The sequence below is a fragment of the Caproiciproducens galactitolivorans genome, from assembly GCF_026672255.1.
Classification (GTDB): domain Bacteria; phylum Bacillota; class Clostridia; order Oscillospirales; family Acutalibacteraceae; genus Caproiciproducens; species Caproiciproducens galactitolivorans_A.
Genome location: NZ_JAPOHA010000009.1, coordinates 10,896 through 27,798 on the forward strand (window position 1 = coordinate 10,896; position 16,903 = coordinate 27,798).

At 48.5% G+C, this 16,903-nt stretch carries 15 protein-coding genes and 1 tRNA gene; 12 read left to right on the top strand and 4 right to left on the bottom strand.

Going from position 1 to position 16,903, the window contains the following annotated elements; all coding sequences use genetic code 11:
- Positions 1-17 precede the first annotated feature (17 nt).
- The 11 genes from dnaB to OUY18_RS09710 all read left to right on the top strand — a co-directional run bounded on the left by dnaB (position 18) and on the right by OUY18_RS09710 (position 13,601).
- Positions 18-1,382 (top strand): replicative DNA helicase, encoded by a 1,365-nt coding sequence (gene dnaB / locus OUY18_RS09660; RefSeq protein ID WP_268058572.1) that lies wholly within the window; start codon positions 18-20, stop codon positions 1,380-1,382.
- On the top strand, positions 1,375-2,751 hold the full coding sequence (gene tilS, locus OUY18_RS09665) for a tRNA lysidine(34) synthetase TilS (protein WP_268058573.1): 1,377 nt from the start codon (positions 1,375-1,377) through the stop codon (positions 2,749-2,751). Before dnaB ends, tilS begins: the two co-directional genes overlap by 8 nt.
- A gap of 2 nt (positions 2,752-2,753) precedes the next feature.
- Positions 2,754-3,293: a hypoxanthine phosphoribosyltransferase gene (hpt, locus tag OUY18_RS09670; RefSeq protein ID WP_268058574.1), complete on the top strand. Its 540-nt coding sequence runs from the start codon at positions 2,754-2,756 to the stop codon at positions 3,291-3,293.
- A gap of 41 nt (positions 3,294-3,334) precedes the next feature.
- Entirely contained in the window at positions 3,335-5,233 is a 1,899-nt protein-coding gene (gene ftsH, locus OUY18_RS09675) for an ATP-dependent zinc metalloprotease FtsH (protein WP_268058575.1), read from the top strand.
- Between the two features lie 72 nt (positions 5,234-5,305).
- Positions 5,306-6,004 (top strand): LiaF transmembrane domain-containing protein, encoded by a 699-nt coding sequence (locus tag OUY18_RS09680; RefSeq protein ID WP_268058576.1) that lies wholly within the window; start codon positions 5,306-5,308, stop codon positions 6,002-6,004.
- A 22-nt stretch (positions 6,005-6,026) separates the two neighbouring features.
- A complete protein-coding gene (locus OUY18_RS09685) occupies positions 6,027-8,006 on the top strand; it encodes a DNA gyrase/topoisomerase IV subunit B (protein WP_268058577.1) in 1,980 nt (659 codons plus the stop codon).
- A 43-nt stretch (positions 8,007-8,049) separates the two neighbouring features.
- Positions 8,050-10,278, top strand: coding sequence for a DNA gyrase/topoisomerase IV subunit A (locus tag OUY18_RS09690; protein ID WP_268058578.1), 2,229 nt, complete (start codon positions 8,050-8,052; stop codon positions 10,276-10,278).
- A 228-nt stretch (positions 10,279-10,506) separates the two neighbouring features.
- A complete protein-coding gene (secG, locus tag OUY18_RS09695; RefSeq protein ID WP_268058579.1) occupies positions 10,507-10,752 on the top strand; it encodes a preprotein translocase subunit SecG in 246 nt (81 codons plus the stop codon).
- Between the two features lie 98 nt (positions 10,753-10,850).
- A complete protein-coding gene (gene rnr, locus OUY18_RS09700; RefSeq protein WP_268058580.1) occupies positions 10,851-12,974 on the top strand; it encodes a ribonuclease R in 2,124 nt (707 codons plus the stop codon).
- A gap of 88 nt (positions 12,975-13,062) precedes the next feature.
- Positions 13,063-13,323, top strand: coding sequence for a DUF2508 family protein (locus tag OUY18_RS09705; protein ID WP_268058581.1), 261 nt, complete (start codon positions 13,063-13,065; stop codon positions 13,321-13,323).
- An 11-nt stretch (positions 13,324-13,334) separates the two neighbouring features.
- Complete coding sequence (locus OUY18_RS09710) at positions 13,335-13,601, top strand: pro-sigmaK processing inhibitor BofA family protein (protein WP_268058582.1); 267 nt, start codon at positions 13,335-13,337, stop codon at positions 13,599-13,601.
- A 96-nt stretch (positions 13,602-13,697) separates the two neighbouring features.
- Here OUY18_RS09710 and OUY18_RS09715 read toward each other — a convergent pair whose 3' ends face one another.
- Positions 13,698-14,300, bottom strand: coding sequence for a DUF4364 family protein (locus tag OUY18_RS09715; protein ID WP_268058583.1), 603 nt, complete (start codon positions 14,298-14,300; stop codon positions 13,698-13,700).
- Positions 14,301-14,425: 125 nt separating this feature from the next.
- Positions 14,426-14,848: a helix-turn-helix domain-containing protein gene (locus tag OUY18_RS09720; RefSeq protein WP_268058584.1), complete on the bottom strand. Its 423-nt coding sequence runs from the start codon at positions 14,846-14,848 to the stop codon at positions 14,426-14,428.
- Between the two features lie 200 nt (positions 14,849-15,048).
- Between OUY18_RS09720 and OUY18_RS09725 the strand changes: the two genes are divergently transcribed.
- Positions 15,049-15,123, top strand: a tRNA-Thr gene (locus tag OUY18_RS09725).
- 110 nt (positions 15,124-15,233) lie between these two features.
- Here the strand turns inward: OUY18_RS09725 and OUY18_RS09730 are convergent.
- Both OUY18_RS09730 and OUY18_RS09735 read right to left on the bottom strand, forming a co-directional pair.
- Positions 15,234-15,674: a hypothetical protein gene (locus OUY18_RS09730; RefSeq protein WP_268058585.1), complete on the bottom strand. Its 441-nt coding sequence runs from the start codon at positions 15,672-15,674 to the stop codon at positions 15,234-15,236.
- A 4-nt stretch (positions 15,675-15,678) separates the two neighbouring features.
- A complete protein-coding gene (locus OUY18_RS09735) occupies positions 15,679-16,890 on the bottom strand; it encodes a recombinase family protein (protein ID WP_268058586.1) in 1,212 nt (403 codons plus the stop codon).
- Positions 16,891-16,903: the final 13 nt, after the last annotated feature.

Sequence of the window (16,903 nt, forward strand, 5' to 3'; positions counted from 1 at the left end):
AGAAGGGAGGGACAAGCATGAATGAAACGGTAATGGGCGGATACAGCGCGTTGAACCTTCCGTTCAGCCCCGAAGCGGAGCAGTCCGTTTTAGGCGCCGTGCTTTTGGATTCCTCCTGCCTTGACCGGGTAGCGGAAATTCTGCCGCGCCCGGAATATTTTTACCAAACGAATAACAGTTTGATTTACGGCACGATGCTGGAGATGTTCACAGCGGGACAGCCGGTGGACTTTGTTACCGTTCTGGAAAAACTGAAGGAAAACGCAAGCTTTGACGAAGCGGCCGGGAAGACCTATCTGCTTCAGCTTGCGCAGCTTGTACCGTCTATTTCCAATGTGGAGTCATACGCGCGTATCGTGCGCGATAAATACGATGTACGCACCTTAATCACGACTTCGCGCGATATCATTGAAGAAGCGTCGGAGGGAACGGTGGACGCCGCTACCCTCCTGGATTCCGCGGAGCAGCGGATTTTCGACATCCGCCGCGGAAAAAATATGCAGGGGCTGCAGCGCATCGACGAAATCATTGTGCAGACTTTTGACCGGCTGGATCTTCTGAATTCCCCCGATGCCGATTTATACAAAGGCGTGCCGACGGGGATCGCTGAACTGGATGAAACGATTACCGGCCTGAACCGTTCCGACTTTATTCTGCTCGGCGCGCGCCCCGGTATGGGAAAAACCAGCTTTGCTTTAAATATTGCCCGGCACGCGGCGATCAAGGCCAATAAAAAGATCGCCTTTTTCTCGCTGGAAATGAGCAAGGAGCAGCTTGCTTCGCGCTTGCTTTCCACCGAAGCCATGGTCGGCGGCACAAAGCTGCGCACCGGCAAGCTGAGCGAAGATGAATGGGTGCGTATCGTAGAGGCGGGCGATATCCTTTCCAAAACCCAAATGTATTTTGACGATAACCCGTCGATTACCGTAGGGGAAATGAAGGCAAAAATCCGCCGTCTGAAAGATGTCGATCTGGTGGTCGTCGACTATTTGCAGTTAATGAGCGCTTCCGGGAAAATAGACAACCGTGTGCAGGAAATTTCCAAAATTACGCGAAATATGAAAATCATGGCGAAAGAACTGAACGTACCGGTTCTTATGCTTTCCCAGCTTGCCCGTGACAGTGAGAAACGTACCAACCATCGCCCGGTTTTGTCCGATCTGCGCGATTCCGGTTCCATTGAACAGGATGCCGATATCGTTTTATTTCTGTACCGTGAGGATTATTATCAGGACGGGGAAACGCCGAATGAAAACGCGGACAGGAACAGCGGCGAATGTATTATTGCAAAAAACCGCCACGGCGAAACAAAGACCGTTCCGCTGCACTGGCAGGGTGAATTCATGCGTTTTACCGCACAGGAGGTAGTCCGCAGTGAATGATCAGATTCAGAAGATTGAGAAAAAGATCGAAAGAGCAATCGTCGATTGGAACATGCTTCCGCAGGGATGCTCCGTAGTGGTGGGGCTTTCCGGCGGCGCGGATTCTATCGCGCTTGCTCATTTTCTTTTAAAATACACCGCCGAACGTCATATTCCGATTCAGGCGGCACATATTAACCATGGACTGCGCGGCGCGGAAGCAGACCGCGACGAGCAGTTTGTTACGGAATGGTGCCGCAAAAACAAGATGGAATTAAAAATTCTTCATGCGGACGTGCGCGCTCTGGCCGCGGAAAAATCCGAAGGCCTGGAAGAGTGCGGCCGGAATGTACGATACCGTTATTTTCGCAGCCTTTGCGAAGAGAATACGAAAATTGCCACCGCCCACTCGCTTTCCGACAGTGCGGAAACTGTGCTTCTCAATCTGGTGAAAGGCGCGGGCGCGCGCGGCCTCTGCGGAATTCCCGCCGTTCGCGGGAATATTATCCGCCCGCTTATCGCTGTTACAAGAGCGGAGGTGGAAGCCTACTGCGCTTATTATCGGTTGGATTATGTAACGGACAGCACCAATTTTTCTGAGGATTATACGCGCAACAAAATCCGCCTGGGGGTAATCCCGGTTCTGCGGGAAATTAACCCTGCCTTTGAATCGGCGGTTTTCTCCATGACAGCGCATCTGAAAGAAGATGAAGACTGCCTGTGCTCCCTTGCGGAGAAAAAACTGAAAGAGGCGGTCTGCCCCCACGGCTACCGGCTGTCCGTTTTAAATTCCCTGCCGGATGCGATTCTGAACCGTGCGGTTTTCGCCGCTATCAAAAAGAAAAGCCCCGCGCGGCTGGCGGGCGGACATATTGAGGCGGTCACGGAAATTGTCCGTTCAGGAGCCGGTTCGGTTACCGTAGCCGGAGGAATACAATGCTCCGCACAGGGCAATACTCTTTTTATTACCGATCCCGATGAGAAAACGGCGGATTCTGCGTGGTGCGTACCGCTTAGGATACCGGAAACCGTTCTGCCGGACGGCAGAAAACTCACCGTAAACAGACTTTCCCGACAAGAATTCGAAAAACGCCGTAAATTTAATAATTTGTTATTTAATAATTTCATTAACTATGATACAATATCTAGTATTACCTCGGTTCGAAACAGACGCCGCGGCGATGTTTTTCGCCCTTTTGGCCGCGGTGTTTCCAAAAGCCTGAAAAAGCTTTTCAATGAAGCGAAAATTGCGCCGATGCTTCGCGGGAATCTGGCGATGCTTGAAAGCGGCGGAAAAATTATTTGGATAGAGAACTTTGGTGCCGCGCAGGATGCCTGTGTGGATGAAAATACGCAGAATATAGCGGAAATTAAAATTAAGGAGTTCTGAACATGAGAAATGACATTCAATCGGTTTTATTCAGCGAAGAAAAGCTCGCTGAAATCGTACAGTCGATCGGTAAGCGCATCAGTGAGGATTATAAAGACAAGAACCTTCTGATGGTCAGCGTGCTGAAAGGCTCGGTGGTATTTATGGCCGATTTGATGCGCGCGATCACCATTCCATGCAGCATTGATTTCATGTCCGTTTCAAGCTATGGCTCCGGTACCAAAACTTCCGGAGTGGTAAAAATCGTAAAGGATTTGGACATCAATTTGGAAGGTTACGACCTTTTGGTCGTTGAGGATATACTCGACAGCGGTTTAACCTTAAGCTACATACTCGAGCTGCTGCAATCCCGTTCTCCGAAAAGCATCAAGGTCTGTACGCTGTTTGACAAACCGGACAGGCGTACGGTGAACCTTAAAGCGGATTACGCAGGAACTGTCGTTCCGGATGAATTCATCGTCGGTTACGGCCTTGATTATGCAGAAAAATATAGAAATCTTCCGTTTGTCGGCATTTTGAAACCAGAGGTTTACCAAAAATAAATTGGAAGTAAGAAGCAGCCCAAGTAAGGAGTGAACTTCATTTGGATAATAAGAAAACGCTTAAAAATATAGCTTTGTTTATCGGGGTTCCCATATTGCTGTTTATCCTGATCGCGATGATTTATGGAAGCCGCCCCCAAAAGACCTTTAATTATTCCGATATCCTGCATGATTTCAAAAATGGGCAGGTTACGGAATTCTCTATGGATATGGGCAGCGGCGAAATGATCATCAAGCTCAAGGATAAAACGCAGATTTCCTATGTGGCTCCGAATGCAGAGCTGCTTTACAGGGATGTCAAGCCGTTTCTCGAGCAGTATGACAGAGATCATCCGGACAGCCCCATGGTTTACAACCTGAAGCATCCGGCGGAAACCTCGTGGCTGGCCAGCATGCTTCCGATGCTTGTCACTTTAGGCATCATGGTTCTGTTCTGGTGGTTCATGATGAAGCGTCTGAACTCCAGCATGGGCGACGCAGGCAAGCAGATGAACTTCGGCAAGGCGAAAATCAAGCAGATGGCCGATGAAAAGCGCAAAACCACCTTTGCCGACGTTGCCGGCGCGGACGAGGAAAAGGAAGAGCTGCGCGAAATTGTTGAGTTTTTGAAAAACCCGAAAAAATACAACGAGCTTGGCGCGCGTATCCCCAAAGGCGTGCTGCTCGTAGGCCCTCCGGGTACCGGTAAAACCTTGCTGGCCAGAGCCGTGGCGGGAGAAGCGGGCGTGCCGTTCTTCTCGATTTCCGGTTCCGACTTTGTGGAAATGTTCGTCGGCGTCGGTGCGTCCCGTGTGCGCGACCTGTTCGAACAGGCGAAGAAAAATTCCCCCTGCATCATCTTTATTGATGAAATTGACGCGGTTGGCCGTCAGCGCGGCGCCGGGCTCGGCGGCGGGCACGACGAGCGCGAACAGACGCTGAACCAGCTGCTCGTTGAAATGGACGGTTTCGGCGCGAACGAAGGCGTCATTATGATTGCCGCAACCAACCGCCCGGATATCCTTGACCCCGCTTTAATGCGTCCGGGCCGTTTTGACCGTCAGGTCATGGTCGGTTATCCGGATATTAAAGGCCGTGAGGAAATTTTAAAGGTACATGCCCGCGGTAAGCCGATTGCACCGGACGTCGAGCTGAAAACCATCGCGAAATCCACCGCCGGTTTTACCGGAGCGGATTTGGAGAACCTCTTAAATGAAGCGGCGCTTCTGGCAGCCAGAAAGAGCCTGAAAGCGATTACCATGTCGGAAATTGAAGAGGCCACGATTAAGGTTGTCGTCGGTACGGAAAAGAAGAGCCACGTCATGACCGAAAAAGAGAAAACGCTTACCGCCTATCATGAAGGCGGCCATGCGGTTGCGGCTTATTTCTGTCCCACGCAGGACCCCGTCCATCAGATTTCCATCATCCCGCGCGGCATGGCAGGCGGTTACACGATGCATCTTCCCACCGAGGATCGTTCCTACAGAACCCGCAGAGAGATGCAGGAAGACCTCATCGGCCTGCTGGGCGGACGTGTGGCGGAAGCGCTTACGCTGGACGATATTTCGACCGGTGCTTCGAATGATATCGAGCGCGCAACGAAACTGGCCCGCGGCATGGTTACCAAATACGGCATGACGGACGCGCTCGGCCCGATTACTTACGGGCAGGACGACGGAGAGCCGTTCCTTGGCCGCGACATGGGTCACATCCGGAATTATTCCGAAACAACCGCTTCCGCGATTGATCAGGAAATCCGGAATCTGATGATAACGGCTTACAACCGTACGGAAAGTATTCTAAAAGAGCATATGGATAAACTGCATGAGGTCGCCAAGTACCTTTATCAAAATGAAAAGATGAGCGGCGAGCAGTTCAAAGCTGTGATGGAAGAACAGCAGACCGAACTTCCGGCCGAACCATCCGGAGACGTGCAGCCGGCCAATCCTTCAGAAGAATAATCATTAGGGGGAATGTTACTGCATTTCCCCTTTTTGATGTTGTTTACTATAAGAACATAAGGGGCTTTATACATGAAAAAGAACATAACCCGGTTTCTATTTGGAATCCTATTCATTCTGACGGCAATCCTACTGCTCGGCAACTCTGCCGGGTGGTGGTCAATCACGAATTTCAGCGGCTGGTGGACGTTTTTCCTGATCGTTCCGGGGATTGCAGGGCTGATAAGCTGCGGCTTTAATCTTGGAAGCTTCTGCATGGTATTGATCGGCGGATGGATGCTGGCAAGCGCCCAGCATTGGATTCCCAAAGCGATATCCGATACCATTCTTCTTGTTGTAATCCTTCTTCTCATTGGCCTGGAACTGATTTTCGGTTCCTTTAAAAGGCGCCGGGCTCCGTCTGCGCCGGTTATTCTGGAAGGCGTCCACGGAGCAAGCGACACCAGCAACTCGGTTGAATACACAGCGGTTTTCGGTTCGGTAGATGTTTCCAATAACTCAACGACCCTTTGCGGCGGAAGCGTCAGTGCGATTTTCGGCGGTGTGACCCTCGACCTGCGCGGCGCTGTTCCGGTTGACGGCGCAATGATCGAGACCAACGCGATTTTCGGAGGAATAAAGATTCTTGCGCCGGAAAACTGTAGAATCCACGTCAGCGGAATGCCGTTTCTGGGCGGCTGCCAGTGTTCTGCGCAGCGTCCGAACGACACGTCGCTTCCGCTTCTTACCATAAAATACACTTCGGTGTTTGGCGGAGTGGAAATTCGATAATGCAATTAGGAGCGAATAATGAATGAAGAAAAAAGTGGAATATGGAAATGAAAGCATTTCATCCCTGAAAGGCGCCGATCGTGTGCGCCGCCGCCCGGCGGTTATCTTTGGCTCGGACGGCATTGAGGGCTGTGAACATTCCATCTTTGAAATACTGTCCAACTCCATAGACGAGGCGCGCGAAGGGTACGGCAAGCAGATTGTCATTACCCGCTTCAGCGACAATTCGGTTCAGGTGGAGGATCACGGCCGGGGATGCCCGGTCGATTTCAACCAAAAAGAACAGCGGTATAACTGGGAGCTGGCGTTCTGCGAACTTTACGCAGGCGGAAAATACAACAACGCTTCCGATGAGAGCTATGAGTATTCCCTTGGCTTAAATGGGCTGGGGCTTTGCTCTACGCAGTATGCCTCCGAATACATGGATGTAGAGGTTCGGCGCGACGGATTCCGTTACACCCTTCACTTTGAGCACGGTGAAAATGTGGGAGGACTGCACAAGGAGCCGTATACGAAAAAGGATACCGGTTCGATTATTCACTGGAAACCGGATATACAGGTGTTTACCGACATTAACGTCCCGGTTGAATATTACCTTGATGTTATCAAGCGGCAGGCGATCGTCAATGACGGCATCAGCTTTTTATTCCGCAGCCAGGCGGGAGGAAAATTCGAGGAAACCGAATTCCTTTACCAGCAGGGGATTGTCGACCACGTAAAGGAAGCCGCCGGCGAGGAAAGCCTGACCCCGGTGCAGTTCTGGCAAACGGAAAAGAAGGTTCGCGACCGTGCGGACAAGCCGGAATATAAGACGAAAATCAATGTAGCGGTGGCGTTTTCCAACCGGAACAAATTAATTGAATATTACCATAACTCCAGCTGGCTGGAACACGGCGGCGCGCCGGATAAAGCGGTGCGCAACGCGTTTGTTTATCAGATTGATTCGTATTTGAAGCAGACGGGAAAGTACAATAAAAACGAGAGCAAAATCACTTTCCCCGATATAGAGGACTGCCTGATTCTTGTCATTTCCTCTTTTTCCAACCGTACCTCGTATGAGAACCAGACCAAAAAAGCGATTACGAACAAGGGTATTCAGGAAGCAATGACGGAAATGCTCCGCCATCAGCTGGAAGTCTATTTTATTGAAAACCCCGCGGACGCGGACAAGATTGCGGCACAGGTGCTGATTAACAAGCGCAGCCGCGAGGATGCGGAAAAAACGCGCCTGAACATCAAGAAAAAGCTTACCAGCAATATGGATATCACGAACCGCGTCGCGAAATTTGTGGACTGCCGTACCCGCGACGTGAACGAGCGGGAAATTTTCATTGTGGAGGGCGATTCGGCTCTCGGCGCGTGCAAACAGGCGCGTGATGCGAATTTTCAGGCCATTATGCCGATTCGCGGCAAGATTTTGAACTGCCTGAAAGCCGACTACGATAAAATCTTTAAAAATGATATTATAACGGATCTGATTAAGGTGCTGGGCTGCGGCGTACAGGTTAAGTCAAAGGCAAATAAGGATCTTTCTTCCTTTGATATGTCGCTTCTGCGCTGGAATAAAATCATTCTGTGCACCGATGCCGACGTGGACGGGTTCCAGATACGAACCCTGCTTTTAACCATGCTTTATCGCCTGACGCCTACGCTGATTGAGCAGGGTAAGGTGTTTATTGCCGAATCCCCTCTGTTTGAAATTGCTTCCAAGGATGAGACCTATTTTGCCTATACCGAACGGGAAAAGGAAGAGGTAATCCAGAAGCTGGGAACCAAGCGGTTTACGGTTCAGCGTTCCAAGGGACTTGGCGAAAATGAACCGGATATGATGAATTTAACCACGATGAACCCTGCCACGCGGCGCCTGATTAAGGTTATGCCCACCGACGCGCTGCGCACAAGCGAAGTATTTGATTTGCTATTGGGCGACAATCTGAGCGGCCGGAAGGATTTTATCGCAGAAAACGGATACTGTTATATTGACACGGCGGATGTCAGTTAGTTTGAATACGGAAAAATAGAATGAATGTGGGTGTATATAGAGGATGCCGAAAAAAAGAACAGAACAGCCGGGCGCTCCGCGGGCACGCGGCGTAATTGAAGGCGCGGGAGCGGTAGTAGAGCAGAAAATTACGGATACGCTGGAAACAAACTATATGCCGTATGCGATGAGCGTAATTCTGTCCCGTGCGATTCCGGAGATTGACGGCTTTAAGCCGTCCCACCGCAAATTGTTGTTTACCATGTACAAAATGGGGCTTTTAGGCTCCGCGCGAACCAAAAGCGCCAATATCGTAGGCCAGACCATGAAGCTGAATCCGCACAGTGATTCCGCTATTTACGATACCATGGTGCGTTTGAGCCGTGGATACGAAGCGCTTTTGCATCCGTATGTGGATTCGAAGGGAAACTTCGGTAAATTTTATTCCCGCGATATGGCCTGGGCGGCCTCCCGTTACACGGAAGCGCGGCTGGACAACATCTGCGAGGAACTTTTTCGCGATATTGATAAGGACACCGTTGATTTTGTAGACAATTATGATAATACCTTAAAGGAGCCGACCCTTTTGCCGGCCGCCTTTCCGTCGGTTTTGGTGAACGCCAACACGGGAATCGCCGTCGGAATGGCAAGCTCCATCTGTCCCTTCAATTTAAACGAGGTATGCCAGACGACCATTGCCCTGATGCGCGATCCGGAGCATGAAATCGCCTCAACGCTTTTAGCGCCGGATTTTCCCGGCGGCGGTCAGCTGATTTACGATCACGGAACGATGGACGAAATTTACCGTACCGGGCGCGGCAGCGTGCGTATCCGTTCCCGTTATTCCTACGATAAAAGCGCGAACTGCCTTGATATCACACAGATTCCGCCGACAACCACGGTGGAAGCGATCGTGGAGAAAATCGTCGACCTTGTCAAACAGGGAAAAATTAAAGAGATTTCCGATATCCGCGACGAAACGGGACTCAGCGGACTGAAAATCACGATCGACCTCAAGCGCGGTACGGAACCGGACAAGCTCATGCAGCGCCTGTTCAAGCTTACTCCGCTGGAGGACAGCTTTTCCTGCAATTTCAACGTGCTTGTAGGCGGTTCGCCGCGCGTAATGGGCGTGCGCGAGCTGCTGGAAGAATGGACGGCGTTCCGCATTGAATGCGTTCGCCGCAGGACTTTCTACGATTTAACGAAGAAAAAGGAAAAACTGCATTTGCTCAAGGGTTTGCAGGCGATCCTGCTCGATATCGACAAAGCGGTTGCAATCGTCCGCAAAACGGAAGAGGAAGCGGAGGTTGTGCCGAACCTGATGATCGGCTTCGGTATCGACGAGGTGCAGGCGGAATATGTAGCGGAAATCAAGCTTCGTCATTTGAACCGGGAATATATTCTGAAACGCACGGAAGAAATCAGCCAGCTTGAAAAAGAAATCGCCAATTTACAGGCTATTCTGGACAGTAAGTCCAAAGTGAAAAACGTGATTATCTCGGAACTGGGCGAGATCGCCAGGAAATACGGCCAGCCGCGCAAAACGATGATCATTTATCAGAATGAAATCGAAGAATATTCCGAAGAAGAGGATATACCGGATTATCCTGTAAATCTGTTCTTCACAAAGGAAGGGTATTTTAAGAAAATTACCCCGCAGTCCCTGCGCATGAGCGGAGAGCAGAAGCTGAAGGAAGACGACGAGGTTACCCAGCATATCGAAGACACCAATACCGCCGACCTGCTGTTCTTTACCGACCGCTGCCAGGTCTATAAGGCGAAGGCCAGCGATTTTGGCGACACCAAGGCAAGCGTTCTGGGGGATTATATTCCGGCGAAGCTTGCGATGGACGAAGGGGAAAACGCGGTTTATATGGCGGTAACCCATGAATACAACGGCTACGTCCTGTTCTTCTTTGAAAACGGAAAGATCGCCAAGGTGGATATGTCCGCGTATGCGACCAAAACCAACCGCCGCAAGCTTTTAAATGCCTACAGCGACAAGTCTCCGGTTGTGGCAATCGAATATGCAGAGGAAGACTGCGAATTCCTCCTGACGTCCCTGCAGGGCCGTATCCTTTTGGTACACTCCGGGGCCATTCAAAGCAAAACCACGCGCAGCACGCAGGGCGTTGCCGCGATGACGCTCCGGAAAGGCAGCCGGCTGCTGAAAGCGGAGCGTTACCGGGAGGATATGCTGGTAAATCCGAACCGGTACCGTAAAAATATCCCGGCAGCCGGTTCCCTTCCCGCCGCGGAAGAAACAGCGGGCGAACAGTTAAAATTATAAAAAGTGACGGGTAAAAAAATAAAACGCCGCTGAAAAGCCAATAGCAATCCAGCAGCGGGTCCTGTCAAAGCAGCAAACGCAAACACTTCGGCAGGTCCGTAAATAGATTACCCGATCGTTCAACCAATATGCATAAATCTTACGGTTTCACATAAAATATGCTTGCAATGAAGCGTATTATGTGATACTATAAATTAAGTTGTTATGTAGTATTTTCGGAGGTGCGCTATGACAGTCGTTGAAATCGTATTCGGAGTTATTTTATTAATATTTTCAGTTGCAATTACAGTAATCGTTCTTCTTCAGGAAGGGCATCAGCAGCAGCTTGGAGCAATTACAGGCGGTGCGGACACATTCCTTTCAAAGAATAAAGCCCGTTCTGTGGATTCGTTCCTTGCCAGATGGACAAAAGTGATTGCGATTGGTTTTTTCTTACTTGTAATTGGCGTAAACGCTTACATGTATTTTAAGTAATAAAATGCCTAAAGCCCCGCTAAGTGCGGGGCTTTTCTTATATAAGAAGAAACGGACAGGACTGTATGACAATACGGTTCGCTTGAGGTGGAAGAAAAATGACAGAGGACTTAAAGAGCAAGATACTGGAATATTTACAACATTACCCGCAAAGCATTACTTCCCGGGGGATGATTAAAAAGCTGAAAGTGAAAGATACGAAGAGCTTCTACAACGCCCTGAATCAATTGAAAAACGAAGGAGCGGTTTCGGTTAACAAAAAGCACCGGATCCGCCCTGCGGAGGAAAAGAAAACCGTAAAGGCAAAGATTGTATCTTTATCGAAAGGTTTTGCTTTTGCGCGCCCGGAGGACGGCGGCGAAGACTTGTTTATTCACGTGAATCACTTAAATAGGGCCTTTATCGGCGACACGGTTGTATTGAAGAACGTGAAAGAAAGCGAAAAAGGGCCGAGCGCCGACGTGCATTTGATTTCGGAAAAGAGCAGCCGCATGATTACAGGCACGCTGTGCCGCGGCTCGGGATTGTGCGAATTGATTCCGGACGGCGCGATACGGTACCATATACCGGTGGAAAAGGATTCTGCGAGGAATATCAGGAACGGGGACAAGGTTCAGGCGGAAATACACCGAACCCCTCGCACTTCTCTGTTATCCGCCCGGGTTGTCAAGGTTTACGGCAATTCGGGAAGCGCAAAAATCTGCGCGGACGCGATCATTGACCAAAACGGGATCAAGACCCGTTTCTCCGAAGAGGTTCTTGAAGAAGCGCGGCGGATTTCCGGCCAGACCGTTACGGAACAGGATTTAAAAGGGAGACTGGATTTAAGGAAAACAAGCATCTGCACCATTGACGGCGCGGATGCGAAGGATCTGGACGACGCGATTTCTGTAAGCAGGACGAAAAACGGCTACAAACTTGGCGTTCATATCGCCGATGTGAGCCATTATGTAAAAGAAGGCGGCGCGCTCGACGCCGAGGCGATGGAGCGGGGCACGTCTGTCTATTTTGCCGACCGCGTCATTCCCATGCTTCCCAAGGAGCTTTCCAACGGGGTATGTTCCCTGAATGCGGGGGAGGATAAACTGACTTTTTCCGCGATCATCGAGCTGGATAAGCAGGGCGCGATTTTATCCTATCAATTTAAAAAGAGCGTTATTAATTCCAAAGTACGCGGGGTTTATTCGGAAGTAAATCAGTTATTCGATAAAACCGCCGACGCACAATTGCGTAAAAAATACGCTCCGGTGATTCGTTCCCTAAACGCAGCCAGGGAACTGGCCGATATTTTAAAAGCGCGTTCCATTCAAAACGGTACGGTAGACTTGGACAGTACCGAATCCAAATTCACGCTCAATGAAGAGGGCGTCTGTATTAACGTGGAGCCGCGCGAAACGGGCGAGTCGGAACAGATGATTGAGCAGCTGATGATTACAGCCAACCAGGCGGCCGCGAAGCTTGCCAGAGCAAGCGGCATTCCGTTTGTATACCGTGTGCATGAACAGCCGAACCCGGAGCGTGTAGCGAATCTGGTGCAGCTTGTCGGCGCGCTTGGGCTGAATGCGCAGCGGCTGAAAAAGGACGGCGAGCTGAAAACTGCCGACTTTGCCGATATTATGAAGCAGGCAAGCGGAACGCCCGCGCAGAAGGTGATTTCCCATCAGTTGCTGCGGACGATGGCAAAGGCACGCTATGATACCGCGCCGATCGGCCATTTTGGACTTGCACTTGCGGATTACTGTCACTTTACGTCACCAATCCGCCGATATCCGGATACCGCGATTCACCGTATCCTTTCCGCTATGTTAAAAACCAAAAACAAAGAAGAGCTGGTTCGGCGGTACGAGGCGTTTGCCAACGCGGCGGCGTCGGAATCTTCCGCAGCGGAAGTGCGTGCCATGCAGGCCGAACGCAGCGCGGAAAGCTGCTATATGGCGGAGTATGTGACACAGCATATCGGCGACTGCTATGACGGCATTATCAGCGGGGTGACCCAGCGGGGCGTATTCGTCGAACTGCCGAATTCCGTTGAGGGCTTTGTTTCGGTGGAAAGCTTCGAAGGGGCAAAGTTCCGGTTTGACGGAATGATTACGCAAATCGATGAAAATACCGGCCGCAAGCTTACTATCGGGCAGCCTTTGTCCATCCGGGTTGCGGCGGCGGACGTTGCAAGCGGCAGAATCGACTTTGTTCCTGATAATGGAGCTAAAGAACAACAATAAAAGGGTAAATATAGAAAGTTTGGTATAATTTTTGGAATAAATGACCATCCTACTAACATAAAATTAACCGAAAGGCGGTAATGTTAGTATGGAATCTGTCTTAAAGCTTGTACAGCGTGTAGACTGCACAGCCGCTCAGGAAAATGAAGATAAAGACAGGATAATGGATGAAATCAAGGAAGTATGCCGTCTCATTGCCTGCAACGAAAGCTGGTTCGCCTTAGAAAACGATGAAAATCTGATTGAGGCATGCATTTATCAGCGGGAATCGCTGAATTCCCGCTATCGGTATTTACTGAATCAGGCGAGGCTCAAAGGAATTAACGCGTCCCTTGCCTGCAAAGGATAGGGGGAGTAAGATTGCCGAACAACATGGTTGTTTTGCTTAGTCTGTGCGGTGTTTTTGCGCTTTTAATACTGATTCAGGTGATTGTGAAAGCGCCAAAACCCGTGCAGCGAGCCGCCGGAGGAGTGATCACGGGCCTCTGCGCCCTTGCGGCTGTGAATTTTACCGGTTTCTTTACCGGTGTCAGCCTGCCGTTGAGCCCGCTGACCATTGGCGTTTCGGGAGCCGCCGGGATTCCGGGCGTTACCATGCTTCTCCTGCTCAATTTAATTGTGAAATGACGGCAAAGAAAAAAGCGGGTGATAAGCCCGTTTTTTCTTTGCCTTTTATTGTGTACGCAATACCGTCGGGGATTGCACCGGCGTTTCGGCGGGTACCTATTTTGAAGCGGATTTAAACTTTCCGCTTAGAATACCGGCGGCCATTTCCCGGTTATTGGTAACCAGCGCCAGAAGCATCTGGTACACATATTCGGGTGATTGATGGAAATTATTTTTGACCATGTTCGCCTGATACAGATCCGGTACATGCAGCGTGAAATTCATTAAGTCCATCTCTCCGCCGGAGATATGGCAGACGACATTGTAGCCCCGTTCCGTTTTTAAAATTTCCACTTTGTTTTCGCGTTCCCGTCTGGTTTTTGCCAGCAGATTGATCGCCGCCGCAACGGCTTTATCCCTCACTACCGGCGGGAGGTCTTTATCCAGCTGTTTTGCAATTAAGCGTGCGGTTTTGCTTGCGGAATACAGCTCGTTGTTTTCCCCGCTGGCAATTATATTTCCCTTTTCAACCAACTCGGCAAGCGAGTCGGTCACTTCAAAATAATTTGCCAACCCATTATCCTGTATAATATTTAAAATATCGCTTTTCGACAGAGGGTTGTCCACGCTTGACAGAAGATAACAGATCAAAATTCGAATTTCATTTTTGTTTCTGAGACCGCCCGGCTCGATACCTCCGGTAAAGGCGTTATAATCCATAACAAGCACCTCCGATTTTATATTTCTATGCAAAAAAAGTCAAAGCGACCAAGCTCCAACGTTGGAGCAGGATATGCTTTGACTCCTGTGCACTATTCCTATTTTAACATATTCATAAAGTACTTTCAATCTTGATTTTTGTCATACGTATGCCTTTTTAATATGTTTTTAATATAATCCATAATTTTCTTTTGACCCTCCGGAGGGCATGACCGGAAAGCTCCCACAAGGATTCTTTCATCGCTGGAGAGTTCGTAAATATGACTGGAATTTTTTTTACTCTTAATATAATTTGTTTTCAATTCGCTATCAGACACAATTTCCTGTGAGCCTTCATCGGAAAGTAAATTTTCAATTGGAATATTGAAAACTTTCGCCAATGTTATTAAAACGGTCACGTCTGGCGTTGTTTTACCAATTTCGTAATAGGAGTATGTTGAGCGGTCAATATTTAATATTTTTGCAATCTGTACCTGCGTATAACCGCTTTTTATTCTTAGCTCTCTAAGTCTTTCGTTAATATGTATCTTTTCAATAATTGGTAACACCACCTTTTCTAAGAAATGAAAAAGCCTGTTTACCCTAGATTATATAGTTTTATACGTGAATAATAATAATAACGTGACAATAATTCACTTAAATAGCATCTTTATGGCTAAAAAAATCAAAATAGCACTTGACGATCCCTTTTTGATTTTGTATAATAGCTTAGTCAGCAATTGAGAATACTTTTTAAAAATCCATATTTGCTACTGTGGCTCAATGGTAGAGCAGCTCATTCGTAATGAGCAGGTTGTCAGTTCGATTCTGACCAGTAGCTCCAAGCTGAAAATCCTGTAAACACGCGTGTTTACAGGATTTTTGCTATGATATAAAAGAACGGTGGCAAATGCGGGTTGCATTTGCCACCGTTCTCAATTCAAATCCAGATGGTTATTTTTCTACAGGCACAAATCCCGGCTTTAAAAATGGAGGTAGTTCCTTAGCTGCATTCAGATTAAATACCATAGCCTTTGCCTCTGCATACCAAATTCCAGTAATGTGGTAGCGGTTCTTCTGCTGCCACTCTTCACCCATGACACCACGTATCACCCTGCGGATGGCACTGAAAGATGTGGCAATCGCCCGTTTTTGCTCTCCCTTGGGCTTAGAAAAGCGTATGGCATGTTCGTTATCCGCCTTGCAGGCTTTGATAGCAAATGCCTTATTCTTGACATCAATCATGGGCGTTATGTACTGGGGGTATCCCATATCTTCAATACACTTGAGGGTAAAAGTAATCCCATTCTGCGTAATGTGTACATCGGGAGTACCTGTAACGGAAACATCAATAACCTCAAAACAAAAGTCTTCAAAATTCATCTGATCAAACATTATTTTAATTCCTTTCTTGTAACAATTTTTCAAGCACCTGAGCAACTTCTTTTTTGCTCCAGTTTGGATTAATATAAACAAATCCTTGTAAAGCGCCAGTTTTTACTCGTCTGATGAATATGCCAATATTCGGTTTTTTAGTCGGCTCCTTTGAAAAACGGCGCTCCTTGAGTAACTTCTGTACTGCCAGCCATCTGTCTTTCGGTATAATGGCCGGAATACCGCCTTTTAAAAGATATTGAGGGCGCTGGCCTGTGTTCCTCATCTTCTTATGTGTAAAGCAATCCACGGTAAATGTCTTTTGCATCAGAACATCACCGCAGTATTTCTCGTTTTTTAAAATACGAAGAATGGCACTGCTTTTCCACATAGGTTTTCCCAGTGCAGTAGGAATACGAGCATCCGTAAGGGATTGCGCGATCTCACGAGCGTTAGAGCCGTCCATATAGCTGTCATAAATATAGCGGATAATGTTTGCTTCTTCCTCTGCAATCACAATCTGACCAAGAGAGTCTTTATCATAACCAAAGAGATTATGCGTAGAAATAATAGGGATACCCTTTTTAAAACGCTCAATGATAGACCATGTGATAGCAGCGCTTTTTTGCTCGCTTTCACCTTGGGCCACCAAACTCATGACACCGAGAGTAAACTCATTTTTACTTTCCAGCGTATTGAGATTTTCGGTTTCAAAAAGGACACCCACAGGTGGATTCAGCATTTTAAGCTGTCTTACCACATCAAGACAATCACGTGTATTTCGCGCAAAACGGTTCACACTCTTGGTGATAATCAAATCAATTTTCCCAGAGCGGCAATCCTCAATCATACGTAAAAAGTCAACACGTTTTTGCATGGAAGTGGCAGAAACACCTTCATCGGCGTATATTCCGGCTAATTCCCATTTTAGATTTTCTTCAATCATCTCCTTATAGTGCTGCACCTGTAATTCAAAGCTCCCGGCTTGAGCTTCTTCATAGGTGCTGACACGGCAATAAGCGGCAACGCGCAATATGGTGTTATTATCTAGCAGATTTGATTCTGTAGCCGGGATAACTTCCACATTTGCTGCATTGGAAAAAGCTTGCTGAATGCGCTCTTTCTTTTTTTGCCGTTTACTTTCGGTGTGTACGGATTTCTTCCAGTAAGTAATTTTGCCTGCCTCTAATTTTTTTCTTATATAACCACCCCCTTTCGTACAGGCTGATATGGACACTCACGAATTCACC